Annotated in this window: 24 protein-coding genes and 1 pseudogene; 6 read left to right on the top strand and 19 right to left on the bottom strand. The window is 70.0% G+C overall.

The features are described 5' to 3' along the window. Nucleotides 1-111 precede the first annotated feature (111 nt). From ligA to ACFQVC_RS39995, 5 genes are read right to left on the bottom strand one after another with little or no spacing between them, the layout of a single operon-like run. Nucleotides 112-2,334 carry an NAD-dependent DNA ligase LigA gene (gene ligA, locus ACFQVC_RS40015; RefSeq protein ID WP_381840795.1) on the bottom strand — a complete coding sequence of 741 codons (2,223 nt, stop codon included), beginning with the start codon at nt 2,332-2,334 and terminating at the stop codon, nt 112-114. 22 nt (nt 2,335-2,356) lie between these two features. Further along, nucleotides 2,357-3,352, bottom strand: a complete 996-nt coding sequence (locus tag ACFQVC_RS40010; protein ID WP_381840793.1) for a methionine synthase — start codon at nt 3,350-3,352, stop codon at nt 2,357-2,359. Further along, nucleotides 3,349-4,038: an SDR family oxidoreductase gene (locus tag ACFQVC_RS40005; RefSeq protein ID WP_381840790.1), complete on the bottom strand. Its 690-nt coding sequence runs from the start codon at nt 4,036-4,038 to the stop codon at nt 3,349-3,351. The genes ACFQVC_RS40010 and ACFQVC_RS40005 overlap by 4 nt, the downstream gene beginning before the upstream one ends. Before the next feature lie 47 nt (nt 4,039-4,085). After that, nucleotides 4,086-4,631, bottom strand: a complete 546-nt coding sequence (locus ACFQVC_RS40000) for an LOG family protein (RefSeq protein ID WP_381840787.1) — start codon at nt 4,629-4,631, stop codon at nt 4,086-4,088. After that, complete coding sequence (locus ACFQVC_RS39995) at nt 4,628-5,548, bottom strand: class I SAM-dependent DNA methyltransferase (RefSeq protein WP_381840784.1); 921 nt, start codon at nt 5,546-5,548, stop codon at nt 4,628-4,630. The genes ACFQVC_RS40000 and ACFQVC_RS39995 overlap by 4 nt, the downstream gene beginning before the upstream one ends. A 126-nt stretch (nt 5,549-5,674) precedes the next feature. Between ACFQVC_RS39995 and ACFQVC_RS39990 the strand changes: the two genes are divergently transcribed. Then, a complete protein-coding gene (locus ACFQVC_RS39990) occupies nt 5,675-6,022 on the top strand; it encodes a DUF427 domain-containing protein (RefSeq protein WP_381840781.1) in 348 nt (115 codons plus the stop codon). Nucleotides 6,023-6,109: 87 nt separating this feature from the next. Here the strand turns inward: ACFQVC_RS39990 and mnmA are convergent, their stop codons facing one another. Further along, the gene (gene mnmA / locus ACFQVC_RS39985; protein WP_381840778.1) at nt 6,110-7,243 is read right to left on the bottom strand and encodes a tRNA 2-thiouridine(34) synthase MnmA; all 1,134 of its coding nucleotides are present in this window, start codon (nt 7,241-7,243) and stop codon (nt 6,110-6,112) included. Nucleotides 7,244-7,418: 175 nt separating this feature from the next. Here mnmA and ACFQVC_RS39980 point away from each other — a divergent pair, with 175 nt between their 5' ends. Then, the gene (locus ACFQVC_RS39980) at nt 7,419-8,099 is read left to right on the top strand and encodes an N-acetylmuramoyl-L-alanine amidase (protein ID WP_381840775.1); all 681 of its coding nucleotides are present in this window, start codon (nt 7,419-7,421) and stop codon (nt 8,097-8,099) included. 96 nt (nt 8,100-8,195) lie between these two features. On the opposite strand, the gene ACFQVC_RS39975 is transcribed toward ACFQVC_RS39980, so the two are convergent. After that, complete coding sequence (locus tag ACFQVC_RS39975; RefSeq protein WP_381840772.1) at nt 8,196-9,365, bottom strand: cysteine desulfurase family protein; 1,170 nt, start codon at nt 9,363-9,365, stop codon at nt 8,196-8,198. A 134-nt stretch (nt 9,366-9,499) separates the two neighbouring features. Here ACFQVC_RS39975 and ACFQVC_RS39970 point away from each other — a divergent pair, with 134 nt between their 5' ends. Continuing rightward, a complete protein-coding gene (locus ACFQVC_RS39970) occupies nt 9,500-10,468 on the top strand; it encodes an alpha/beta fold hydrolase (protein WP_381840769.1) in 969 nt (322 codons plus the stop codon). A gap of 6 nt (nt 10,469-10,474) precedes the next feature. On the opposite strand, the gene ACFQVC_RS39965 is transcribed toward ACFQVC_RS39970, so the two are convergent. Beyond that, on the bottom strand, nt 10,475-10,792 hold the full coding sequence (locus ACFQVC_RS39965) for a DUF4190 domain-containing protein (protein ID WP_381840836.1): 318 nt from the start codon (nt 10,790-10,792) through the stop codon (nt 10,475-10,477). Between the two features lie 161 nt (nt 10,793-10,953). Further along, nucleotides 10,954-11,115, bottom strand: a complete 162-nt coding sequence (locus ACFQVC_RS39960; RefSeq protein WP_381840766.1) for a hypothetical protein — start codon at nt 11,113-11,115, stop codon at nt 10,954-10,956. Nucleotides 11,116-11,230: 115 nt separating this feature from the next. Here ACFQVC_RS39960 and ACFQVC_RS39955 point away from each other — a divergent pair, with 115 nt between their 5' ends. Further along, complete coding sequence (locus ACFQVC_RS39955) at nt 11,231-11,890, top strand: TetR family transcriptional regulator (RefSeq protein WP_381840763.1); 660 nt, start codon at nt 11,231-11,233, stop codon at nt 11,888-11,890. A 268-nt stretch (nt 11,891-12,158) separates the two neighbouring features. Here ACFQVC_RS39955 and ACFQVC_RS39950 read toward each other — a convergent pair. From ACFQVC_RS39950 to ACFQVC_RS39905, 10 genes and pseudogenes are all read right to left on the bottom strand, one after another. Then, nucleotides 12,159-13,187, bottom strand: a pseudogene (locus ACFQVC_RS39950) (helix-turn-helix transcriptional regulator); the annotation flags it as partial. Nucleotides 13,188-13,223: 36 nt separating this feature from the next. Further along, nucleotides 13,224-14,081 carry a thioesterase family protein gene (locus tag ACFQVC_RS39945; RefSeq protein ID WP_381840760.1) on the bottom strand — a complete coding sequence of 286 codons (858 nt, stop codon included), beginning with the start codon at nt 14,079-14,081 and terminating at the stop codon, nt 13,224-13,226. Nucleotides 14,082-14,213: 132 nt separating this feature from the next. Next, nucleotides 14,214-14,891 (bottom strand): trimeric intracellular cation channel family protein, encoded by a 678-nt coding sequence (locus ACFQVC_RS39940; protein ID WP_381840833.1) that lies wholly within the window; start codon nt 14,889-14,891, stop codon nt 14,214-14,216. Between the two features lie 105 nt (nt 14,892-14,996). Continuing rightward, the gene (locus ACFQVC_RS39935) at nt 14,997-16,175 is read right to left on the bottom strand and encodes an ABC transporter ATP-binding protein (protein ID WP_381840757.1); all 1,179 of its coding nucleotides are present in this window, start codon (nt 16,173-16,175) and stop codon (nt 14,997-14,999) included. 35 nt (nt 16,176-16,210) lie between these two features. Beyond that, nucleotides 16,211-17,320: an ABC transporter ATP-binding protein gene (locus ACFQVC_RS39930; RefSeq protein WP_381840753.1), complete on the bottom strand. Its 1,110-nt coding sequence runs from the start codon at nt 17,318-17,320 to the stop codon at nt 16,211-16,213. Then, a complete protein-coding gene (locus tag ACFQVC_RS39925) occupies nt 17,317-18,318 on the bottom strand; it encodes an ABC transporter permease (RefSeq protein WP_381840750.1) in 1,002 nt (333 codons plus the stop codon). Before ACFQVC_RS39925 ends, ACFQVC_RS39930 begins: the two co-directional genes overlap by 4 nt. Before the next feature lie 113 nt (nt 18,319-18,431). Then, complete coding sequence (locus ACFQVC_RS39920) at nt 18,432-20,195, bottom strand: ABC transporter substrate-binding protein (RefSeq protein WP_381840747.1); 1,764 nt, start codon at nt 20,193-20,195, stop codon at nt 18,432-18,434. A gap of 102 nt (nt 20,196-20,297) precedes the next feature. Beyond that, nucleotides 20,298-21,302 (bottom strand): ABC transporter permease, encoded by a 1,005-nt coding sequence (locus ACFQVC_RS39915; RefSeq protein WP_381840744.1) that lies wholly within the window; start codon nt 21,300-21,302, stop codon nt 20,298-20,300. A gap of 507 nt (nt 21,303-21,809) precedes the next feature. Continuing rightward, nucleotides 21,810-22,586, bottom strand: a complete 777-nt coding sequence (locus tag ACFQVC_RS39910; RefSeq protein WP_381840741.1) for an enhanced serine sensitivity protein SseB C-terminal domain-containing protein — start codon at nt 22,584-22,586, stop codon at nt 21,810-21,812. Between the two features lie 139 nt (nt 22,587-22,725). Beyond that, nucleotides 22,726-23,514, bottom strand: coding sequence for an enhanced serine sensitivity protein SseB (locus ACFQVC_RS39905; protein WP_381840738.1), 789 nt, complete (start codon nt 23,512-23,514; stop codon nt 22,726-22,728). A gap of 189 nt (nt 23,515-23,703) precedes the next feature. Here ACFQVC_RS39905 and ACFQVC_RS39900 point away from each other — a divergent pair, with 189 nt between their 5' ends. Together ACFQVC_RS39900 and ACFQVC_RS39895 are read left to right on the top strand one after the other, a co-directional pair. After that, nucleotides 23,704-24,246 carry a hypothetical protein gene (locus tag ACFQVC_RS39900; RefSeq protein WP_381840735.1) on the top strand — a complete coding sequence of 181 codons (543 nt, stop codon included), beginning with the start codon at nt 23,704-23,706 and terminating at the stop codon, nt 24,244-24,246. A gap of 170 nt (nt 24,247-24,416) precedes the next feature. Further along, nucleotides 24,417-25,073 carry a hypothetical protein gene (locus tag ACFQVC_RS39895; RefSeq protein WP_381840732.1) on the top strand — a complete coding sequence of 219 codons (657 nt, stop codon included), beginning with the start codon at nt 24,417-24,419 and terminating at the stop codon, nt 25,071-25,073. The last annotated feature ends 50 nt before the right edge of the window (nt 25,074-25,123 follow it).

Genomic DNA, 25,123 nt, shown 5'->3' with positions numbered 1-25,123 from the left:
CAACAGTAGGCCGCAGAAGGCTTCCACGGGCAGCGGTCGACAACGGTTGCCCGAATGCGACCCGGCCACCCGTATGCATCTGGTATGCGCTGAACGGGTGGCCTTCAACCGCTACTCCTCGGCCGAAAGCGCGACTTCCCGCGCCGCGTCCGGACCCTGTTCCAGCAGGACGGCGAACCCTTCTTCGTTCAGAACCGGCACTTTGACCTGCATGGCCTTGTCATATTTCGAACCGGGGTTGTCACCAACCACCACAAATGACGTCTTCTTTGATACAGATCCGGTCACCTTGGCTCCAAGGCTCTGCAGTGCCTCTTTTGCGCCATCGCGCGTATGGCCCTCCAATGTGCCGGTCACGACGACGGTGAGTCCCTCCAGCGGACGCGGCCCCTCGTCGCCGGCGCCCTCCTCTTCCATGCGGACCCCGGCAGCACGCCACTTGCGCAGGATCTCGCGGTGCCAGTCCTCCTCGAACCACTGCTTGAGGGAGGCGGCGATGGTCGGGCCGACGCCCTCGACGGCGGCCAACTCCTCCTCGCCCGCCTGCTCGATCCGCTCGATGGAACGGAACTCGCGGGCCAGCGCCTCGGCGGCCACCGGGCCGACATGACGGATCGACAGACCGGTGATGATGCGCGCCAGGGGGCGGTCCTTGGCCTCCTGGATGTTCTTCAGCATCGCCGTGGTGTTGGCCTTCGCCTCGCCCTTCTGGTTGGCGAAGAACGTGACGACCTTCTCCTCGCCGGTCTTCGGGTCGCGCTTGGGCAGCCCGGTGTCCTGGTCGAGGACATAGGACTTGATCGGCAGGAGCTCCTCGACGGTGAGGTCGAACAGGCCGGACTCGTCCTTCAGGGGCGGCTCGGCGGGCTCCAGGGGCTGGGTGAGCGCCGTGGCCGCTACATAGCCGAAGTTCTCGATGTCCAGGCACTTGCGGCCCGCCAGATAGAACAGGCGCTCACGCAACTGGGCGGGGCAGGAACGGGAGTTGGGGCAGCGCAGATCGATGTCCCCCTCCTTCATGGGCCGCAGGCCGGTGCCGCACTCCGGGCACTCGGCGGGCATCACGAACTCCCGCTCGCTGCCGTCCCGCAGATCCGCGACCGGGCCGAGGATCTCCGGGATGACATCGCCGGCCTTGCGGAGGACGACCGTGTCACCGATGAAGACGCCCTTGGCCTTGACCACTTCCTGGTTGTGCAGGGTGGCGAACTCGACCTCCGAGCCGGCGACGGTGACCGGCTCCACGCAGGCGTACGGCGTGACGCGGCCGGTGCGGCCGACGCCGACGCGGATGTCCACCAGCTTGGTGTTGACCTCCTCCGGCGCGTACTTCCAGGCGATCGCCCAGCGGGGTGCGCGCGAGGTGGAGCCGAGGCGGCCCTGCAGCGGGATCTCGTCGAGCTTGACGACGACGCCGTCGATCTCGTGCTCCACGGAGTGGCGGTGCTCGCCGAAGTACGCGATGAACTCGCGTACGCCGTTGATGTCTTCGACCACCTTGTTGTGCTTCGCCGTGGGCAGGCCCCATTCGTGGAGCAGCTCATAGGCGTGGCTGAGGCAGTCGATGTCGAAGCCCTCGCGGGCGCCGATGCCGTGCACCACCATGTGCAGCGGGCGGGTCGCCGTGATGCGCGGGTCCTTCTGGCGCAGGGAACCCGCCGCCGCGTTGCGCGGGTTGGCGAAGGGCTTGTCGCCCTTCTCCACCAGGCGGGCGTTGAGCTCCTCGAACTTCTCCATGGGGAAGAAGACTTCGCCGCGGATCTCCACCAGGGCCGGGATGCGCTCGCCCTTCAGGCGCTCCGGGATGTCGGTGATCGTACGGACGTTGGGCGTGATGTCCTCGCCGGTGCGGCCGTCGCCGCGGGTGGCGGCGCGGGTGAGCCGGCCGTCCTCATACGTGAGGTTCACCGCGAGGCCGTCGACCTTGAGCTCGCACAGGAAGTGGTGGTCGCCGGTGCCGACCTCCTTGGCCACGCGGTCGGCCCACGCGGCGAGTTCCTCGTCGTCGAAGGCGTTGTCCAGGGAGAGCATCCGCTCGCGGTGCTCGACCGCGGTGAACTCCGTCTCGTACGACCCCGCGACCTTCTGGGTCGGGGAGTCGGGTGTGCGCAGCTCGGGGTGCTCGTCCTCCAGCGCTTCGAGGGAGCGCAGGAGCTTGTCGAACTCCGCGTCGCTGACGACCGGCTGGTCCTTCACGTAGTACCGGAAGCGGTGCTCCTCGATCTGCTCCGCGAGCTGCGCGTGCTTCTCCCGCGCCGCCGCGGGCACGGATGATGCTGCCGCGGGCGCGGATGATGCAGCTGGGGCAGTCTGTGCGTCCTTGTCGCCGGCCACCGTCTTCAGTCCTCCCGTGCGGTTACTCAGGGTTGTCAGCGAGTGATCTCGCCGCCGCGACACAGTGGGCGAGCGCCTTGCGGGCGTACGCGGGAGAGGCCCCCGCGAGTCCGCACGACGGAGTGACCACGACCGACTCCGCGAGAGACCCCGGATTCAGCCCCAGCCTGCGCCACAGCGTCCTGACACCACTGACGTTACTGGCAGGGTCTGACAATGCGGCGTCGGTGGCCGCCACGACGCCCGCGAACAGCTTCGTGCCCGCCTCCACGGCCTCGCCGATGGTCTCCTCGTCACGTTCGGTGAGCAGTCCGGCGTCGAAGGACACCCCGGTGGCTCCGGCGCGGCGCAGGAGCGCGAACGGCACGTCGGGCGCGCAGGAATGGACGATCACCGGCACGCCCACGGCGTCGGTCACCGCGCGCAGTGTGCTCTCCACGACCTGGCGGTCCACGGCGCGATGGGTGCGGTAGCCGCTCGCCGACTTGATCCGGCCGCGCAGCACTGCGGTCAGGGAGGGCTCGTCGAGCTGCAGCACGGGTGCCGCGCCCGGCACCCGGCGGCGGAGCTCGTCCAGGTGGGCGCCCAGGCCTTCGGTGAGCGAGCCCGCGAGGTCGCGGCAGGCGCCGGGGTCGGAGAGCGCGGCCTCGCCGTTGCGCAGCTCCAGGGCGGCGGCGAGCGTCCAGGGTCCCACCGCCTGCACCTTCAGAGGGCCCTCGTAGCCCTGGGTGAACTCCTCCAGGGCGTCGAGGTCCTCACCGAGCCAGGAGCGGGCGCGCCGGGTGTCCATGCCGGGCCGGTCGCCGATACGCCAGCCGCTGGGCTCCACGCGCGCGTAGACGTCGACGAGCAGTCCCGCGGTGCGGCCGATCATGTCGGCGCCCGGGCCGCGTGCGGGCAGCTCCGCCAGGAACGGGAAGTCCTCGAAGGTGCCGGTGACGGTCTTCGCCGCCTCGCGCGCGTCGCCGCCGGGCAGCGAGCCGATTCCGGTGGCGGGCCCGAAGGTGTGCCCGCTCATCGTCCGGGCCGCACCGTCAGGTCGTTGACCTCCGCGTCGCGCGGCAGGTCGAGCGCCATCAGGATCGTGGTGGCCACCGACTCCGGGTCGATCCAGCGGCCGGCCTCGTACTCCTTGCCCTCCTGCTGGTGCACCTTGGCCTGCATGGGGCTCGCGGTGCGGCCGGGGTAGACGGAGGTGACGCGGAGGCCGTTGCCCTTCTCCTCCTGGCGCAGCGAGTCGGCGAGCGCCTTCAGGCCGTGCTTGGAGGCGGCGTACGCGGACCAGTCGGCGTGCGCGCTCAGGCCCGCGCCCGAGTTCACGAAGAGCACCTGGCCCTGGGCGACGCGGAGTTGGGGCAGGAAGTGCCGGGTGATCTCGGCCGGCGCGATCAGGTTCACCTCCAGCTGGGAGCGCCAGATCTTGGGGGTGAGCTCACCGACGGGACCGAGGTCGACGACGCCCGCGATGTGCAGGAGCGAGTCGACCCGGTCGGGCAGGGTCTGGTGCGAGAACGCCCAGGAGAGGCGGTCGGGTTCGGCGAGGTCGCCGACGAGGGTGCGGGCGCCTTCGTACTGCGCGGCCAGCTCCTTGGCGCGGCCCGCGTCGCGCGCGAGGAGGACGAGTTCGTCGCCGCGCTCGTGCAGACGGCGCGCGACGGCCGCGCCGATGCCGGAGCCCGCACCGGTGATCACATGTGTAGCCATGCCGTCATTGTCGCAAGCGCGTGGGGAGCGGATGCTTCCGGACCGCGTCAGCGGGTGCCCATCGACTCTTCGAGGTAGGCCAGGGCGCCGACCGGCTCCTCGGCGAAGAAGACCAGGTCGGTGAGCGGGACGGGCAGGAAGCCCTCGTCCTCCATGCGGCGGAACTGCGTCTTGAGGCCGTCGTAGAAACCCTCCGTGTTCAGGAGGACCACCGGCTTGGTGGTGTGGCCGTGCTTCTTCAGCTCCAGGATCTCGGTGGCCTCGTCGAGCGTGCCCGTGCCGCCCACCATGATCACGACGGCGTCGGCCCGCTCAAGGAGCACCGCCTTGCGCTCGGCGAGATCGCGCGTGACGACCATCTCGTGGGGCTCCGCCACGGGCCTGGCCTTGGCGGCCAGGAAGTCGACGGAGACGCCGACGAGCCGCCCGCCCGCCTCCTCCACGCCGTCCGCGACGACCTTCATCAGGCCTACGTCCGAGCCGCCCCAGACCAGGGTGTGGCCGCCCTTGCCGAGCAGTTCGGCGAAGGCGCGGGCCGGACGGGTGTAGCGGTCGTCGAGGTCGGCGGCGGAGAGGAAGACGCAGATGTTCATGGAGCCACGGTACGACCCGCCACTGACACCACGTCGGCGTCCTGCGCCACGCGCGCGTGCGGCACCTTGTCCTGTGCCGGAACCGGAGCCGGAACCGGAACCGTGTGGTCCCGTGCCGGTTCCGCGTGCATGATGCGGATCTTGGACTGGCCGTGCGGCCGCTCCTCCCAGTCCTCCATGAACTCCGCGTCCAGGCCGTACTTGGCGACGAGGTGCACCAGGGTGTCGGTGCGGTGGTAGAAGTCCTCGCGCAGGACGTGGTGCTCCCTGCCCAAGGTGCGGTCGAAGGTGAAGTCGAAGAAGCCGCCGGGGGCGAGGATGCGGCCGACGTGGGCGAAGCACTCCTCGATGACATGCAGCGGCGAGTGCGAGAACACGCTGTGCGCGTGCACCACGTCGAAGTGGCCGTCCGGCAGGAAGTCGAAGGTGAGGCTGTCGGCCACCGTCAAGTAGGGCAGCTTTTCCTGGAGTTCGTAGCGTACGACGGTGTGCTTGGCGGCGATCAGGATGTCCGGCGAGATGTCGATGCCGTAGTAGTTGCCGGGGTCGAGGCAGGCGATGAAGTGGCGGCCCGCGCGGAGGTTGCCGCAGCCGATCTCGAGGATCCGGTCCTCGGGGACGAGGCCGTGCTCCTTGAGGTAGTCGAACTGCATCTGCCCGATCCAGTTCCAGCGCTTGACCGAGGGCCCGTCGCCCACGGCCGCCTCCACACTGCGGGCCGCGTCGGAGGCCATCACGGCCCGGTAGTACCCGACATGGTCACGGCGGAACTTGACCCGCAGAACGGCATCCCGCGCGAAGCGGCGCACATAGGCGGGTACACGCGCGGGGTGGCGCAGCGCGTAACGCACCTTGTGCAGCAGGCTCTTGCGGTTTCTGGTGAGGGCATCGGCCGGAGTCGGGGGCACAGCTCCCACGAACGTACTCCACAACTGTGGGTTACTGGACGACTGCGCACAGCAACGGACACATGCGGGAAGAACGCACGCTCCGAGTGCGCTGTACGGGACGACGTCCACCGCACTCCTGAAAGGGGCCGCACCGTGGCCAAGGGACACCAGATCACCGTTGAGCAGGGCACGGGCCGGGTACGCGTGGTGCACGGCGGGCAGGTGCTCGCGGAGAGCTCCCGCCCCCTGGTGCTGCGCGAGACCGGATTTCCGCCGCGCTACTACCTGCCTCAGGAGGACGTCCGCACCGACCTGTTGACGCCGTCGGAGACCCACACGTACTGCCCCTTCAAGGGCACCGCTTCGTACTGGTCGCTGCCGGACGCTCAGGGACAGGACGCTCAGGGACAGGACCTGGTGTGGGCGTATCCGGACCCGAAGCCCGAAGTCGCCGAGATCAAGGACCACTTCTGCTTCTTCGAAGTGGAAGAAGTCTCCTGAGACAGCCGCCGAGGAAGGCTCCCGATGCAGGCCTCCTGAGGTAGGAGGCCCGCTGAGGGAGACCCTCTGAAGGAGACGGTGGGGCTGTTACGCCGCCGCCGTGGCCCGGCTCGTCGTCGCGATCGTCGCCGAGCCCACCACGCGCGTGCCGTCGTACAGCACGATCGCCTGGCCGGGTGCGACACCGCGTACCGGCTCCTCGAAGGAGACCCGCAGCTCAGCGCCGACCAGCTCCGCGCGGACCGGCGTCTCGTCGCCGTGGGCCCGCAGCTGTGCCGTGTACGCGCCCTCGCCCGCGGGAGCGGTGCCGCACCAGCGGGGCTTGATCGCGGTGAGCGCGGTCACGTCCAGGGCGTCCACCGGGCCGACGGTCACCGTGTTGTTCACGGGCGAGATGTCCAGGACGTAGCGCGGCTTGCCGTCCGGTGCGGGGGTGCCGATCCTGAGGCCCTTGCGCTGGCCGATGGTGTAGCCGAAGGCGCCCTCGTGCGTGCCCAGCTTGGCGCCGGACTCGTCGACGATGTCGCCCTCCGCCTTGCCCAGGCGGGAGGCGAGGAAGCCCTGGGTGTCGCCGTCGGCGATGAAGCAGATGTCGTGCGAGTCGGGCTTCTTCGCGACGGCGAGCCCGCGGCGCTCTGCCTCCGCGCGGATCTCGTCCTTCGTCGTCACCGTGTCGCCGAGCGGGAACAGGGCGTGGGCGAGCTGGCGCTCGTCCAGAACGCCGAGGACGTAGCTCTGGTCCTTGGCCATGTCGGAGGCGCGGTGCAGCTCGCGCGAGCCGTCCTCGTGGAGCAGGACCTTGGCGTAGTGCCCGGTGCAGACGGCGTCGAAGCCGAGAGCCAGGGCCTTGTCGAGGAGCGCGGCGAACTTGATCTTCTCGTTGCAGCGCAGGCAGGGGTTGGGGGTGCGGCCGGCCTGGTACTCCGCGACGAAGTCCTCCACGACGTCCTCGCGGAAGCGGTCGGCGAGGTCCCAGACGTAGAACGGGATCCCGATCACATCGGCCGCACGGCGGGCGTCGCGGGAGTCCTCGATGGTGCAGCAGCCGCGGGCGCCGGTACGGAAGGACTGCGGGTTCGCCGAGAGCGCCAGATGCACTCCCGTCACGTCGTGCCCGGCTTCGGCGGCGCGGGCCGCGGCGACGGCGGAGTCGACCCCACCGGACATGGCGGCGAGGACACGGAGGCGGCGCTGAGGAGCGGCAAGGTTCTCAACAGTCATAACCCTTCAAGGGTAGGGCAGAGCGAGCGGCGCATTCCCTGGAAGGGCGCGGCGGACGACGGGCGACGGGCGACGGGCGACGGGCGACGGGCGACGGGCGACGGGCGACGGGCGAGGGAACCATCGGGAGGGCCTTGCGCGTTTTCACGATCACGGGGAGTACGGGGAGGTTGCGGTGGCCGGAGCGAAGCGGGGCTCGGCGGACAAGAAGCAGATCAGCAGACGGCGGCTGCTCATCGGCGGCGGCGTCGCGGTCGCCGCCGGCACGGGCGCGCTCGTGTACCAGGAGGAGCTGTCCCGCCTGTGGTGGCGCGTGCCGGGCATCGACAAGCAGCGCAATGAAGGCGCTGTGGACCAGCCCGGCGCCCAGTGGATAGCGGCCTCACGTGCCAATCTGCGCTACGCCGACCGGCCCGCGGACTACCCGATCGACCGCGTGATCATCCACGTCACGCAGGGCAGTTACGACACGGCGGTGCGGGTCTTCCGCGATCCGCTGCACGCGGCCGCGGCGCATTATGTGATCCGCGCCCGGGACGGCCATATCGCGCAGATGGCCCGTGAGCTGGACGTCGCGTTCCACGCGGGGAACAGGGAGTTCAACGAACGCAGTGTCGGCATCGAGCACGAGGGCTTCGTCGACAAGCCATCCTCGTTCACCGATGTCATGTACCGCTCGTCGGCCCGGCTGTGCGCCGACATCTGCGCGCGGTACGAGATCCCCGTCGACCGGGAGCACATCATCGGCCACCACGAAGTGCCGGGCGCGACCCACACCGACCCCGGCAGGCACTGGGACTGGGACCGGTACATACGCCTGGTGCGCAAGGCGGTGGTCACCCGCAGGGACGCCTGAAGTCCGGGAGCTGCAGAGATGCCTGGAGTCCGGGTGCCATAGAGACGCCAGAAGTCCGGGCGCTCTCCGGGGGCACCCGGGAATCTTGCGGAGCGGTCAGCTGAGCCCCGCCGACCGCGCCCGTTCCACCGCCGGGCCGATCGCCTGGGCCACCGCGTCGACATCCGCCTTCGTCGACGTATGACCGAGTGAGAAGCGCAGGGTGCCGCGGGCCAGGTCCGGGTCGGTGCCGGTGGCGAGCAGGACGTGGCTGGGCTGGGCGATGCCCGCGGTGCAGGCCGAGCCGGTGGAGCACTCGATCCCCTGGGCGTCCAGGAGGAGCAGCAGGGAGTCGCCCTCACAGCCGGGGAAGGTGAAGTGCGCATTGGCCGGAAGCCGGTGCTCCGGGTCCGGGTCGCCGCCGAGGATCGCGTCCGGAGCGGCGGCGAGCACCGCACGGACGAGCTCGTCCCGCAGACCGCCGATCTCCCGCGCGAACCACTCGCGGCGCTCGGCGGCGATCCGCCCGGCCACGGCGAAGGCGGCGATCGCGGGCACGTCGAGCGTGCCGGAGCGCACATGCCGCTCCTGCCCGCCGCCGTGCAGAACGGGCACCGGGGTGTACTCACGGCCCAGGAGCAGCGCGCCGATGCCGTAGGGGCCGCCGACCTTGTGGCCGCTGATGGTCATCGCGGCGAGCCCGGACGCCCCGAAGTCGACGGGCAGCTGGCCCACGGCCTGCACGGCGTCGGCATGCAGCGGGACGCCGAACTCGGCCGCGACATCGGCGAGTTCACGCACCGGCATGACGGTGCCGATCTCGTTGTTGGCCCACATCACGGTGGCCAGGGCCACGTCGTCGGGGTTGCGGGCGATGGCGGTGCGCAGCGCCTCGGGGTGCACCCGGCCGTGGTGGTCGACGGGCAGATACTCGACGGTCGCGCCCTCGTGCTCACCGAGCCAGTGCACGGCGTCCAGGACGGCGTGGTGCTCGACAGGGCTCGCGAGAATCCGGGTGCGGGCCGGTTCCGCGTCCCGGCGGGACCAGAAGAGGCCCTTCACCGCGAGGTTGTCGGCCTCGGTGCCGCCGGAGGTGAAGACCACCTCGCTGGGGCGCGCGCCGAGCGACTCGGCGAGGACCTCGCGGGCCTCCTCGACGGTGCGCCGGGCCTGCCGCCCCGCAGCGTGCAGCGAGGAGGCGTTACCGACGACGGTGAGCTGGGCGGTCATCGCCTCGACGGCCTCCGGGAGCATCGGAGTGGTCGCGGCGTGGTCGAGATAGGCCATGGTGCGGTCGATTCTACGAGCCGCGGGACGGAGGCATGCCCGGCACAGGGGGGCACGACCACGCCCCGCGATTCACGCACTGCCCCAGTCCATGCACTGGCCCTCCCCTGTCAGGAGCTACTAACCTTACGGTCATGACAGTCGACCCGAGTGCCATGCACACGACCGACGCAAACAACGCATACGGCACAGGAAGCACAAGCGGCACAGGCAACACTGACAGCACGGGCGGCACGGGCGGCACGGGCGGCACGGGCGGCGCTGGCGGCACAGACGATTGGAAGCTCGACCGCACATTCCGCAGCTCTTCCGGCGAGGTGCGATGGGCCACCCTGGGCTCGCCCGACCTCCCGCCCGCGGTGCTCGTCCACGGCACACCCTTCTCGTCGTACGTCTGGCGCGCGGTGGCCCGCGCCCTCGCCCCCACCCACCACGTCCACGTCTGGGACCTGCCGGGGTACGGCACTTCGGAGATGTACGACGGCCAGGATGTCTCGCTCGCCGCCCAGGGCCGGGTCTTCGCCGAACTCCTCGACCACTGGGGCCTCGACCGGCCGGCCGTCGTCGCCCATGACTTCGGGGGCTGTATCGCGCTGCGCGCCCACCTGCTGCACGGCGCGCGCTACGAACGTCTCGCCCTGGTCGACCCGGTGGCGCTCGCCCCGTGGGGTTCGCCGACGTACCGCCTGCTCGGCGCGAACGCGGAGGTCTTCGGCCGGCTGCCGGGCCCGCTGCACCGGGCGCTGGTGCGCGAGTACGTGAGCTCCGCGAGCCATCGCGGGCTGCATCCGGCCGCGCTCGACCGGGTCGCGGAGCCATGGTGCACACAGGAGGGGCAGCCCGCCTTCTACCGGCAGATCGCCCAGAACGACCAGCGCTACACCGATGAAATCCAGGGCCGGTACGGGGAGTTGGAGCTGCCGGTGCTGATCTGCTGGGGCACCGAGGACACATGGATCCCGGTGGCGAAGGCGAGCGAGCTGGCGGCGGCGATCCCCGGCGCCGGGCTACGTCTGATCGAGGGCGCGGGACATCTCGTACAGGAGGACGCGCCCGCGGAACTGACGGCGGCGCTGGCGCCGTTCCTCGACCAGCGGGGCTAGCGGGGACTAGACCCAGGACACCGTCCCGTTCATGGTCACCAGCACGCCGAACACCACGAGGCCCGCCACGCCGAGACCGAGTCCGAGCAGGGCGCGGCCACGGCGCGCGGTTCCTCGGCGCAGGGCGAGCAGCCCGAACGCGATGGCGACGGGACCGAGGATCAGGTTCATCACGAGCAGGCTCACCAGACCGAGGACGAACGAGGCGACGGCCATGCCGTCGGCATCCCGGGGACCGGCGAACTTGCGCGCGGGCCGGGCGGGACGAGCGGTACGGGCGGTACGGGCAGGAAGAGTGGAAAGGGCGGGAAGAGTGAGTTGCATGATCTCGTCTCTTTTGTCGGCGTGGTCGGCACGATCGATACGGTCGGCGTGGTCGGCACGATCGACGCGGTCGGCACGATGGACGCGGTCGGCGTGGTCGGCACGATGGACGTGGTCGACGCGGTCGGCACGCTCGGCGTGGTCGGCGTGGTCGGCGCGGCTCACTGGGAGCGCCGGTGGCGGGCCAGCTGCTCGCGCACCGCGAAGGCGGTCAGCCAGCCGGCGATGGCGACGGCCGCCACGAAGGTGACGGAGAGCGGGAGTTGGGTGACGGCGCCGAGTACGACGCCCAGAAGCAGTAGTGCGGCGACAAGTGCGATCACGATGTGCCTCTCAGGGCTCCGGCTGCAGATGTCAGCGTACGAGTGTTCACTGACTGCTCAGTCTAAACGGCCCCACCCCTCCCGAATCCCGGAGAACAGTTGTTTACTGAATGGCATGAGTCACACCGTCGACGGCACCCTCGGCGCCCCGGGTTCCCGGCAGGCCCAGAAGCTGAGGACCCGTCAATTGCTGATGTCCGCAAGCCTGGAGCTGCTTGAGCGGCAGAGTCTGAGCAGCCTCGGCCTGCGTGAGGTCACCCGGGCCGCGGGCATCTCACCGGCCGCGTTCTACCGGCACTTCTCGGACATCGCGGACCTGGGCGTCGCCCTGGTCGAGGAGACCCTGGGCAGCCTGCACGGAATGATCGGCGCGATTCTGGCCGACACCGGCGACAGCGAGGAGCGCATCGAGCGGACGGTCGGTCTCATCGCCCGCCATGTGCAGGCACAGCCCGCGCACTTCCGCTTCATCGTGCGCGAGCGGCACGGCGGCGTGGCACCGGTGCGCGAGGCCATCGCCGCCCAACTGCGCCGGTTCGCCGATGAGGTGGGCACCGCCCTCGCCGCCGAGGAGGCGTCGAAGGGCTGGAGCGAAGAGGATCTGCGGATGCTCGGCGGGGTGTACGTCGGTCACATGGTGATGACCGCGGCGGACCTCCTGGAGGCGATGGAACAGGACCCCGGGAGCCCGCGGAGCGCCGTCCGGACCGCCGCCCGTATCGCCGTCCGCCGACTGCGCCTGGTCACGGTCGGGCGCCGCCACTGGCTGGACTGACGGCGGCACCACCCGGTCCACCGGCACCACTACCGCCCCGGTCACCCGCACCACCGGCACCACTACCGCCCCGGTCACCCGCACCACCGGCACCACTACCGCCCCGGTCACCCGCACCACCGGCACCACTACCGCCCCGGTCACCCGCACCACCGGCACCACTACCGCCCCGGTCACCCGCACCACCGGCACCGCTACCGCCCCGGTCACCCGCACCACCGGCACCGCCCACGCCCCCCGCACCGCCGGGCGGCGTGCCGTCCGGGTCCCGGTACAGCGCCACGATCGAAGCCGCCGCCCGGGCCAGCTCCTGGCGTGCCTCCGGCGGTGAGACGATCTCCGCGCGGTCGGAGAACGAGAGCAACTGGCGCACTTCGCGCACATCACCGAAAGCGAGCCGCACCGTCACCCACTCCCCCGTCGCCCCCGTCACCGCCGCCACCCCGGACGATCCCGTCGCCCCCGAAGGACCAGGCGCCGCTGAAGGACCAGGCGTCTCCGAAGCACCAGGCGCCTCCGTCATGAACGCCCCGTTCATCCGCACGAACATGTCCAGCCACGGCCGCCGCACCCGCGCCTCCACGGCGATGGCCCCCGAGCGGTCCTCGACCTGTCGCCGCAGGACGTCCCAGGCATCGGCAAGTTCGACACCCGGCCGTCTGCGCACCGGGTCCCCGGTCACCTCGGCCGACCTGATGCGGTCGGCGCGGAACAGCTGCGGACGGCCGCGCCGGTCGGCGACGAGATACCAGGTGCCGGCCTTCGACACGAGCCCGTAGGGGTCGACGGTGTAACCGCGGGGCGTGGACTGCCCGCTGTGCCGGTAGCGCAGCCTGAGCCGCCGGTCGCTGAACACGGCGTCCTGCAGCACCTCCAGGTCGACGGCCGCCTGGGGACCGCCGAGCCAGCGCGCCGGGTCGACCAGGATCCGCCGTGCGGCCAACTCGGCGGCGGGGCGGTGCGGTTCGGGCAGCGCGGCCATCACCTTGCGCAGCGCGGAGCCGAGCGCCGCGTCCAGGCCGAGCGCGGCATGGGCGCCCTCGGCGGCCAGGACGAAAAGGGCGCGCGACTCGTCGGAGGTCAGCCCCGTGACATCGGTGCGGAAGCCGGGCAGAAGCGCGATCCCGCCGTGCCGGCCACGCTCCGCGTACACCGGCACCCCGGTCGCGGACAGCGCCTCGACATCGCGGTAGATGGTGCGCACCGAGACCTCGAGCCGCTCGGCGAGTTCATGCGCCGGGACCCGCCCACGGGTCTGGAGCAGCAGCAGGATGGAGAGCAGCCGGTCGGATTTCACGGTGGACAGGATCCCCCACGTCCGGCCCCGGGGGCCTCAGCGCCCGAGTGCGGTTCTCGCCAACTGCCGTGACTGGGCGACCAGTCGGTCCGCGCTGTCCCAGACCTCGGCATCCTCCTCAAGGAAGCCGCCGGCGAGGTTACGGGTGGCGATGGCGACCCGCAGCGGCCCGGGCGCGGGGCGGCAGCGCACATGCACGCTGAGCTCCACGGTCGGCACCCAGCCGGAGAGGCCGAGCTCGAAGGCGGTGGGCGGCAGCGCGTCCACGGCGAGCAGCAGCGACAGCGGGTCGGCGTCACGGCCGTCGGCGAGCCCGAACCAGGAGCGCATCTCGCCCTTGCCCGACGGCGCCCCGAGCGCCCAGCCGAGGGTGGCCGGATCCAGCTTCAGCCAGAGCCGCTCGGTGATCGCCGTACTGCCCTGCACCGGGGACTGCCCGGGTGCGTCCTGCGGCCCGAAGCACTCCTCGACCGGCGGGATGGGCGGGGGTTCGGCCGAGGTGCGGACGTCGTCGGGGAGCGCGTCGAGATCGCCGTACGAGGCGAGGACCCGGATCCGTTCGACCTCGCGCCCCTGCTCGTCCTGCTGGAAGAGCGAGGCCTGCCCGGTGGACAGGGTGCGGCCGGTGCGCACGACATCGGTGCGGACCACGGCGGGCCCCGGCTGTGACGCGGTGAGGTAGTGCGCGGAGACCGTGAACGGGTCGGGGTGCGGCAGGGCGTCCGCGAGGGCGCGGCCGAGTACGGCGAGCAGATAGCCGCCGTTGACGGCGTTGATGATGGTCCAGCCGGCCGAGAGCTCGGTGTCGTAGATACCGGGAGCGCGGCGCGTGACCGCGGTGTCGCGGTCGAATTCACTGTCGCCGATGGCGGCCCGTACGGTGCCCTGAGTCATGCTCTGCACGCTACAACAGGAAACTACTAAGCGGTAGCTTTTCCTGCCTGCCCCTTCTCTCACTCCTTCACCCGCTCCTTCTCTCGCCCCTTCTGTGACTCCTCTCCCCGCCCCTCTCCCGCCCACCGCGGCCTACATCTGCCCCTCCGGCCTCTCCGACACCGCCGACCTGCGGTTCCAGGCGCGGGGCGCCCGCCAGTGGCGGCCGATGGCGAGCAGCCGCAGCGCGAAGGCCGTGATGACGGCGAGCCCGCTGGTGAGCGGGCTCAGGGCGTCGAAGCGGATGCACAGGACCACGATCCCGGCCCCCACCATGGCCGGCACGGCATACAGGTCACGGTCCCAGCGGAGCAGCGACGGCACCTCGTTGGCCAGCACGTCGCGCAGTACGCCGCCGCCGACGGCGGTTGCCAGGCCGAGGGCCGCGGACGCGGTGAGGCCGAGGCCGTACTCGTACGCCTTGACCGTGCCGGTGACACAGAACAGGCCGAGCCCCGCGGCGTCGAAGACATTCACCGCGCCGTTGATCCGCTCCACCTCGGGGTGCAGGAAGAACACCAGGGCCGCGGCGAACAGGGGTGTGACGAAGTAGCCGAGTTCCGTGAACGCGGCCGGGGGCACGGCGCCGATCATCACGTCACGGAAGATCCCGCCGCCGAGCGCCGTCACCGACGCGAGGACGGCGATGCCGAAGACGTCGAAGTTCTTGCGTACGGCGAGGAGGGCGCCGGAGATGGCGAAGACGAAGATGCCGGCGAGGTCCAGGCCGTGCTGGACGGAAGGGGTCACGAGGTCGCTGAGATCCTGGATCACCGGACGATTGTGCCCCGCCGCCGGGCGCACCGTTGATCACCCTCCGGGCTCGCCCTCGAACGCCGGACGGGCTGAGAGATCAGCCCCTCCGGCGAGCGACGACTACTCCTTGTCCTCCGGAGCCGACTTCTCCGGCACCGACTTCTCCGGCACCGACTCCGCCGGCACCTCCACCCCCGCGGCCTCCGCCGCCGCCACGGCGGCGGACAGGAGGACGGTGTCCTGGGGGGCCTGGTCCTCGGCGTTCTCCGGGTGGTGGCAGGCCACCTGGTGTCCCGTGGCCAGCGGCACCAGCGGGGGCTCGAGCGTCTTGCAGACCTCCGTCGCCTTCCAGCACCGGGTGTGGAAGCGGCAGCCGCTGGGCGGGGCGATCGGCGAGGGCACGTCGCCGCGCAGCAGGATGCGCTCGCTCTTGGCGGCGCGGCGGCGCGGGTCGGGCACCGGGACGGCCGAAAGGAGGGCCTTGGTGTACGGGTGCATCGGCGTCTCGTAGAGCGACTTGCGGTCCGCCAACTCGACGATCTTGCCGAGGTACATGACCGCGATCCGGTCCGAGACATGCCGGATGACCGAGAGGTCGTGGGCGATGATCACGTACGTCAGGCCGAGCTCGTCCTGCAGGTCGTCCAGGAGGTTGACCACCTGGGCCTGGATGGAGACGTCGAGCGCCGAGACCGGCTCGTCGGCGACCACGAGCTTGGGCTTGAGGGCCAACGCCCGCGCGATGCCGATACGTTGGCGCTGGCCGCCGGAGAACTCGTGCGGATAGCGGTTGTAGTGCTCGGGGTTGAGGCCCACGACCTCCAGGAGGCGCTGGACCTCCTTCTTCACCCCGCCCTCGGGCCGTACGCCCTGCAGCTTGAAGGGTGCCGAGACGATGGCGCCCACGGTGTGCCGCGGATTCAGGGACGAGTACGGGTCCTGGAAGATCATCTGGACGTCGCGGCGCATCGGGCGCATACCGCGCACACCCAGGTGCGTGATGTCGCGGCCCTCGAACTCCACGGTGCCCGCGGTGGGTTCGAGCAGCCGTGTGATCAGCCGGCCCATCGTGGACTTGCCGCAGCCGGACTCGCCCACGACGCCCAGGGTCTCGCCCGAGCGGACATCGAAGTCGATGCCGTCGACGGCCTTGACCGAGCCGACCTGCCGCTTGAGGACGCCCTTGCGGATCGGGAAGTGCTTCTGCAGACCGCTGACCCTGAGCAGGGTCTCGCTGGGCGCGGGGTCCTTGGAGAGGGTCGCCGAGCCCGACTCGTTGCTCTGCGCGGGAATCGTCACAGGAGTGTCCTGACGCTCTTCGCTACGTTCTTCGCTCACAGCTTGGGCGCAATCTCTTCGGTCCAGATACGTTCCCGCTGCTCCGCCGAGAGATGGCAGGCGCTCCAGTGGCCGGCCTCGGTCTCGGCCAGCTCAGGCCGCACGGTGCGGGTGATGTCGCCCTTGGGGACATCGGCGTACGGGCAACGCGGGTTGAAGGCACACCCGGACGGGACGTTGATCAGCGAGGGCGGTGAGCCCTTGACCGGGATCAGACGCTCGGTCTGGTCCTTGTCGATCCGCGGCATCGAGCCGAGCAGTCCCCAGGTGTAGGGGTGCTGGGGCTCGTAGAAGACCTTCTCGGCCGGACCGCGCTCCACACAGCGGCCGCCGTACATCACCAGGATGTCGTCGGCGAGCTCGGCGACGACGCCCAGGTCGTGGGTGATGATGATGACCGCGGAGCCGAACTCCTTCTGCAGATCGCGGATCAGGTCCAGGATCTGTGCCTGCACCGTCACGTCGAGCGCGGTGGTCGGCTCGTCGGCGATCAGCAGTTCGGGGTTGTTGACGAGCGACATGGCGATCATCGCGCGCTGGCGCATACCGCCGGAGAACTCGTGCGGATAGGCGTCCACGCGCTTGTCGGGCTGCGGGATGCCGACCCGGTCGAGCATCTCGATCGCCCGCTTGCGTGCGGTCTTCTTGTCCACGTCGTGGTGGACGCGGTACGCCTCCACGATCTGCTTGCCGATCGTGTAGTACGGGTGCAGGGCCGACAGCGGGTCCTGGAAGATCATCGCCATCTCGCGGCCGCGCAGCCGCCGCACCTCGGCCGGGTCGGCGGAGAGCAACTCCCGGCCGTCCAGCCAGATTTCGCCGGAGATCTGCGCCTTGCGCTTGCCGTACTGGCCGGCGGTGTGCAGGCCCATGATGCCGAGCGAGGTGACGGACTTGCCGGAGCCGGACTCGCCCACGATGCCGAGGGTCTTGCCCTTCTCCAGCTGGAAGCTGAGCCCGTCGACGGACTTCACCACGCCGTCGTCGGTCGGGAAGTGCACCTTCAGATCGCGCACTTCGAGGAAGGCGCTGGGAGCGGACGAGCCGGCCGCGGTGACCTCACCGGGGGCGCCCACGGCGGCGCCGGTCTTGTTCAGGTCGCTCATCCGAGCCTCACTCGCGGGTCGATGACGGCGTAGAGCAGGTCTACGAGGAGGTTGGCGATGGCGATGGCGAGCGCCGCGCACAGCGTCACCCCGAGGATCACCGGCAGGTCCTTGCCGTCGATCGCCTTGACCGCCTCGTTGCCGAGACCCGGCAGGTTGAAGGTGACTTCGGTGAGGATGGCACCGCCGAGAAGCACGCCCAGGTCGAGGCCGAAGACCGTGAGGATCGGCGTCATGGTGGAGCGCAGGGCATGGCGCCTGATGACCACGGGCTCGGTCACGCCCTTGGCGCGGGCGGTGCGGATGTAGTCCTCGCCGAGCACTTCGAGCATGGTGGCCCGGGTGAGCCTGGTGTACATGGCGGCATGCAGGAAGGCGAGCACGATCCAGGGCAGGATCAGGGTCTCCACCCAGGTGCCGAGCGAGTCGCCGGTGGTGAGTTCGTCGTCGATGTGGACCAGGTCGAGGCTGTGGACGAAGACGCCCATCATGATCATGCCGGTGAAGAAGATCGGCATGGAGACGCCGGAGAGCGCGGTGATCATGGCGCCCCGGTCCCAGATCGTGCCCCGCTTGAGCGCGGAGACGACACCGCTGGTGACACCGCCGACCAGCCACAGGACAGCGGCACCGCCGGCCAGCGCGCCGGTGACGGGCAGGGCGTCCTTGAGGGTCGTCCAGACCGGCACTTCGGAGCGGAACGAGTAGCCGAGGCACGGCGCGGCGCAGTGCGTCACATCGTCGCCGTTGCCGTAGTCACGGCCCAGCGGGATCCCCTTGATGAAGTCCCAGAACTGAACGAGGAGCGGATCGCTCAGGCCCAGCTTCTGACGGATGCCCTCGAGCTGTTCGGCACCGGAGTTCTTACCGGCGAACAGCACGGCGATGTCCTGGCCCGACCACTTGGGCAGCATGTAGAAGATGACGAAGGTCGTCAGGAGGACGACCAGCACCATCACGATGACGGCGCCCAGGCGCCGGATGAGATAAGCAAGCACTGTGCGCGGCCCGTCGGCGGCCGGTCCCCCGGATCACGGGGTACCGGCCGCCGACCGGGGCCATCACCTGCCCTTCGGACTGGCGGGTTTCGGCGGTTGGGACGGCCCTGCTACTACTTCACGCCGAGCGAGATGTAGTCGTAGCGGCCGCTATAGGCGGCGGAGGAGTAGACGTTGGTCACCCGCGGACCGCGCCAGGTGATGTTCTTCTCCTGGAGGAACGGCATCCACACGGCCTGGTCCATCACTTCGTGGCTCAGGTCGGTGTAGATCTTCGCGGCCTCTTCCGGCGAACCGGCGGCGAGGGCGTCGTCAAACATCTTGTCGATCTTCGGGTCGCTGACCTGCGCCTCGTTGTAGTTGCCGTTCTCGGCGATGAAGCGGCTGTCCCACAGCGGCTGGCCGAAGCCCTGGCCGGACGGGAAGTCCGGGCCCCAGCCGCTCATGATCAGGCCGTAGCCGCGCTTCTTGGTGACCGCGGGCGAACCGGTGATGCTGGAGGACTCGGAACCGACGATGGTGTCGACCTCGAGCTTGATGCCGACCTTGCCCAGGTCCTGCTGCAGCTGCGTGGCCGCTTCCTTCTCGTTGGGCTGGTCGGTGCGCGCGGTGACCTTGGTGGAGAAGCCGTTCGGCTTGCCGCACTTCTTCAGCGCGTCCTTGGCCTTGGCCACATCCGGCTTGCCCTTGCGCTCGCCGACGCCGTACGGGTCGTAGTCGTCCGAGCCCGGGATGGACTTGGGCAGCGGGCTGGTGGCGATCTCACCGGCCGCGAGCGGGCCGCCGCGGGTCTTCTGCAGGGCGGAGAAGTCCGTGCCGTAGAAGACCGCCTTGCGGCACTCGACGTTGTCCAGCGGCTTCGTCTTGGTCACCAGGGCGACGTACCGGATGAAGTCCGTCTCCATGTTGTCGACGTTGCCCTTGTGGTCCTGAATGGCGGTGATACGGCCCGACTGGGTCATACCGGTGCCATTCATGTCGATGTCGTACTCGCCCTCCATCAACTTCTTGTCGTTCTCTTCCTTGTTGGAGGAGAACGTGACCGTGATCTTGTCCGGCAGGGCGGGACGGACCGGGTCGGAGGACTTCTTCCACTTCGTGTTGCGCACCAGCGAGATGGACTTGCCGGGGCGGTACGACTCGAACTTGTACGGGCCGGACGAGAACGGCTCGTTGGCGTACTTGGCCTTGGTGTCCTTCTCCTGCTTCACGGGGGAGCCGGAGGGCATGGCCAGCATGTTCTCGAAGTCGCTGTTGGGCTTCGGGAGCTTGAAGGTGATGGTCTGGTCGTCCGGCGTCTCGATCGCCTTCAGACCCAGCTTGTCGGCCGACTTGTCCTTGTACGGGCCCTTGTACTCACCCTTGGGGTCGAGAACCTGCTTCAGGTACGCGGGACCACCGGTGATGACCTCGGTCGCCCAGATGCGCTCGATGCCGTACTTGATGTCCTTGGAGGTCAGCTTGGAGCCGTCCTCCCACGTCAGGCCGTCACGCAGCTTGTACGTGTAGGTCTTGCCGTCCTCGGAGATCTCGGCGTTGTCCTTGGCCAGGTCCGGGACCAGCTTGTTGGACGCCTCACCCGGCTTGGTGTCATAGGTGACCAGGGTGCGCGTGTAGTAGCGCATGAAGTCCCAGGACATGCCGTAGTACGCACGCTGCGGGTCGGCCGAGTCGAGCGGCTGCTTGGCGATGAACCGCAGCGTGCCGCCCTTCTTGTCCGACTTGTTCGCGACCTTGCCGATGCCCGCGTTGTAGCCGGCACCCTTGCTGTCGCTGTCGCCGTCGTCGCCGCCACCGCAGGCTGTGGTGGTCATCAGCGCCGCAACGACGAGGGCTGCACCGGCGGTGAGCCTTCGTTTCGTGGAAGCTGTGGGCATTTTCTCGCATCCTCCGAGATTCTCGGTCCTTGGCTTTGACTGCCTAGGAACCATGGGAAGAAGCCACCTGACGGTGCGGCAGGGGCAAGTCAGTTGGGCCGTCTATCGGGTTCCCTTGGGGTCCAGGGCGTCGCGCAGCCCGTCACCGAAGAGGTTGAAGGCCAGTACGGTCACGAAGATCGCCAGACCGGGGAAGACCATGAACATCGGGTCGTGCTCATACACGTTGAGCGCGTCCCGCAGCATGCCGCCCCACGAGGCGGTCGGCGGCCGCACACCCGCGCCGAGGAAGCTCAGCGCGGCTTCGGTGAGGATGTTGGTCGGGATCATGAGCGTGGTGTAGACGGTGATCGGCGCCACCAGGTTCGGCAGCAGTTCCCGGAAGAGAATGTGCCGCGAGCCGCCGCCCAGGCTCCGCGCCGCCTCCACGTACTCCCGCTCCCTGAGGGAGAGCGTCTGTCCGCGCACGATGCGGCCGATGTAGGGCCAGCCGAAGAGGCCGATCACCAGGACCAGCATCGCGATCCGCACGTTGCTGCCGGTGAGCCCGAGCAGATCGTCCGGGAGCACGGAGACCAGGGAGATGATGAAGAGCAGCTGCGGGAACGAGAGCAGCACGTCCATCACGCGGCTGATCAGGGCGTCCACCCAGCCGCCGAAGTAGCCGGCGATGATGCCGAACAGGGTGCCGAGGACCACCGCGACCACCGCGGCGAGCACGGCGACGAGCATGGAGATCCGGGCGCCGTAGACGATGCGGCTGAACACGTCCCGGCCGGTGTTGGGCTCGACGCCGAACAGGAAGTCCCCGCTCATGCCGCCGAACGCACCCTTGGGCAGATTCGTGAGGTCCTCGAGCTGGTCCAGGTTGCCTTCGTTCGGCGGGTGGCCGAAGAGGCTGACGAGCACCGGTGCGAACACACTCACCAGCACCAGGAGCACCACGACGACGCCGCCCGCGAGGGCCACCTTGTCCTGCTTCAGACGGTGCCAGGCGATCTGCTTGAGAGAACGCCCTTCAACCTTCTTGCTCCCGGCCTCGGTTGCGGCATCGACGGGCGCGGCCGTCGCCACGTCCGTGGGTGTGTCATGCATTGGCGCCGTCATCGTGGCAGGGACCCCTCTCAACCGGTGGTGACCGGCCCACACTTGCCGCTGGTAGCGGCTGGTTCGTCATGCGATGCGTGGCACAAGCGGCACCGACGACACCGGCCGGCTCGGTCAGGCAGCTCGCACACAGGCCCGAAGGGCCGTACATGCGGGGAGTCTTCAATGTGGCCGCGATCACCCGCCAGCCCTGGCAGGGAATGGATGCGCAACCGTGATGTGGCCAGGAGGCTTCCGCTATGCGAACGCCGTGATCGTCCCCGCGGGGGCGCGAATGGGGGGCAACTTGCCGTATTCGGACTTAAGTTGCGGTGCGTCCCACTCTTTGGGCGGGGGCGGCGGTGATCAACTCGCTTTGAGCGTACGGGGGTTGGGGGGTTCGGCGGACGAAGGGTGCCCAACTTGCCCGGTTGACGGCGATTTTCCCCAGTCCCGCCCCTTCCCGGCACCGGGCGCGTGGCGGGGCCGCTGGTTCACCGGAAGAACCGGAAGAACCGGAAGAAGACGTCAGTACGCGCGGGGCTGGGGGTAGCCGTAGCCGCCGCCGGCGGGGGACGCGTGGGACTCGCGGTCGTAGAACGGGCGGGCATTGGCGCGGAGCCACATCGCCACCGGGTCGTACTCGTCCGACATCGCGACCGTCGAGACCGGCAGCCCCTCCGGCACCACGGAGATCGACTGCTGCATCATCGCCCGCACGGCGTCCACCGACGCGGGGTCGGTGGCGTACACATCCAGGCCGATGGCCAGATAGGGCGCCCCGAGGGCGGGCTGCACCCAGGCCCTGCGCAGCGAGCGCACCGCCGGGGTGCGGTGCGCGTTCTGGGTGAGCTGGGCGTAGAACTGCGGGATCTCGATGGCCGGTTCGGCGAGGCGCAGCGGCCCCGCGGGCAGTTTGTCCAGGCCGGTGGCGATCCGCCGCAGATCGAGCCAGGGGATGCCGACGCCGCCGCCCGGCGCGTGCGGGTTCAGCCACAGGCCGTAGTGGTCGGGATAGAGGGTGCGGGCCACATCGGTGCCCGAGACGACTTCGTGGGCCCGGTTCCAGCCGGAGGCGGCGAGCTCCTGGGCCGAGGTCACGCACGGTGCGTAGCCGAGGCCGTCGACCTCCATGTTTCCGTACTGCGCCGCCGGCGATCCGGCCTGGCCGTGCCAGAGCAGCATCCAGACCTGGTCCTCGGCGAGCGCGCCGAGCAGCGCTTCATACGCGTCGTACCGCCCGGGTGTCACCTGGCGCAGCATGTGCTCGATCTGCCCGGCCGCAGCCGTGCCCGACGCACTCACTAGTGGACCGCCCCTTCGCCCCGTACCCGTACGCATTGGTCGTTCTCCCCCGCCCCGGACACCCGGGCCGCCATGGGGACTCCCGGGCTATGAAACCAGCTTATGCGGCGCTCCCCACAGCGGCGCTCCACGGCCGGACTCAGTGCCCGCGGGTGTAGAAGGGCCGCACCTTCCCGCGCATCCAGTCGGCCACCGGGTCCTGTGTGACATCGAGCAGCACCAGGTTCACCGGCCAGGCCACCGGGATCCGGCCGAGCGCACGGCCGAGGGCGTCCATCGGGAGATTCCGCTCCGCGCCCTCCCAGTGCGAGACCTCCACGCCGACGAACATCACAGGGCTGTCCCCCTCGATGCTGGCCAGGCAGCGGCGCGCGGTCAGGACGACCCCCGCCGCCTCGAACTCCTCGCCCGCCGCGGCCAGGAAGTCCACCGGGTCGTCCTGCCAGTCGGGCTCGAAGAGGCGTACGCGGCCGCCGGTCGCCGGGCCGTCGAGCGGGGTGCGCCCGACCCGGCACAGCTCCGCCACGGCGGGCGGCGGCAGCGGGACGCCGACGGTGCCGTCCGGGTTCACGGCGATGCCGAGCTGCGGCGGCAGGCCGCGGGCGAACTCCACGGCGGGCGCCACCGTGTACGCCATGTGCCCGCCGACGACCCGCAGGAACTGCTGCTCGGAGCTGAAGACGGGGACGAAGGCCGCGCCGTGGATGTCCATGGTGGGCAGATCGAGGTTCGGGCTGTCGTTGCCGCCCCCGTTGGGCAGCGGCACCCACACCTTGCTGCGGCCGAGCACCTGCAGGATGCGGCCGGCGGCCGAGGGCGTGGCGCCCTCGGCGACGGAGGCCGCGAGCACCTCTTCGAGTTCGTTCGCGGGCCAGCCCTCGTAGGGGTGCCCGTGCGCTCCCTGTCCGCCCTGCTCCGGAATGTCCATCTCTTACCCTCTGCCGCCCTGCTCACCGACCGCTCTGACTTGCGCCAAAGACCCTAACTCCCGGCGACGGCGTGCACCCGACAGATGGCGGCGTGCACCCAAATGGACACGCTCCGCATCCGTCTGGTTGCGGAGTGTGGTCACCGCTTCGAGGGTGGCCGTAGTAGGAACCGCAGAAAGGACTCCCACATGGCTCCGCGCAAGGCCGCCTCGCTCGTCATCACCGCGTCCCTCTGCGGCGCGCTGGTGCTCGGCGCGTCGGGAGCGGCCACCGCTGCCTCGCCCCGGCTGGCCCCCGGCGGCAGTGGTGCGGCGGGGCGGCCCGTCGTTCCCGAGACCGTGCAGGACCTGGAAGACCTGATGGTGGCGGTCGACGGGCTGTGGAAGTCGCCGCTGACCGCGCTCGGCGTCGTGGACGAGGGCGCTCTCGAGAAGATCCGCCACGAGATGGACAACGTGCTCGGGCCCGAGACGCCCGAGGGCCAGGGCCCGGACGACTGGCCCGTGGGCCCGGCCCGGATCGCCCTGAAGAAGGAGATCAACAACCTGGTGCAGGCCGCGTCCGATGGCAACTGGCTCGGGGTGATGGGCTCCCTGCCGGCCGTGGACAAGCTCGCCAAGGACCTCCTCAACGCGGTGGGCCTGACCAACTTCCTCAGCTCGCTGCCCGAACTGCCCGCTCCGACGACACCGCCGCCGGGCCTGCCGTGGCTCCCCACGCCTCCCCAGTGACCCGTGACTCCCCCTCCGCTTCACCACCCGCTCCACCTGCTCCACCCGCTCCACCCGCTCCACCTGCTTGACCCGCTCCACCTGCTTGACCCGCTCCACCTGCTTGACCGCTTGAACCGTCCCCCTGGCCCGCAGGGCCGCGTACATCCGTAAGAAAGGGAACCCCCGCCATGCGCGTCAGCCGAACCCTCACCGCTCTCGCCGTCTCCGTTGCCTTGTCGGCCGGCACGGTCGCCCTCAGCGCCGCACCTGCCGTCGCCGTCGAGAACGCCCGTCAGGCGGCCGTCTCCGTTCCGGTCGACGACGACCGCGCCCTGCGTGTGGAGCGCAGCTTCGACACCCTGTACTCCGTCCTGGACGAGCTGGCCGCGAACGGCGTGAACGGCACGTACGACGACACCGACCGCGCCGCGCTCAACGCCGCCGTCCAGGAAGTGCTCGCCGCGACCGAGGCCGCCGACCCGGAGCCGGAGGGCGAGGCGGCGAAGAAGAAGGACGACCCGACGAAGAAGATCAAGGCCGATCTGAAGGCCCAGGCGGACACGCTGATCAAGGCCGCCACGTCCCTGGACCTCGGCAAGCTGGTGATCTCCCTGCAGGCCATCCCGAAGCTCGCCGTCGACCTGCTGATCAATGTCGGACTCGGCAAGCTCACGGAAGGCCTGCCGGACGCGCCGAAGCTGCCGAACCCGGCCGACGCGGCCAAGCTCCCCGAGGCGCCGAAGGTGCCGGGCCTTCCGCAGCCCCCGGCCATCCCCGGGCTCCCGCAGCCCCCGGCCATCCCGGGCCTGCCGGTCCCCGGCCTGCCCAAGCTGCCGGGCATGTGAGCCCCGCCCTGTGAACGGGAACCCCGCGCCGGTGCAGGGCGCGGGGTTCC

It is taken from the genome of Streptomyces monticola (assembly GCF_042665355.1).
Lineage (GTDB): Bacteria > Actinomycetota > Actinomycetes > Streptomycetales > Streptomycetaceae > Streptomyces > Streptomyces monticola.
Note: the sequence above shows the minus strand (reverse complement) of the source record. Positions and strands in the feature narration are given on the sequence as shown.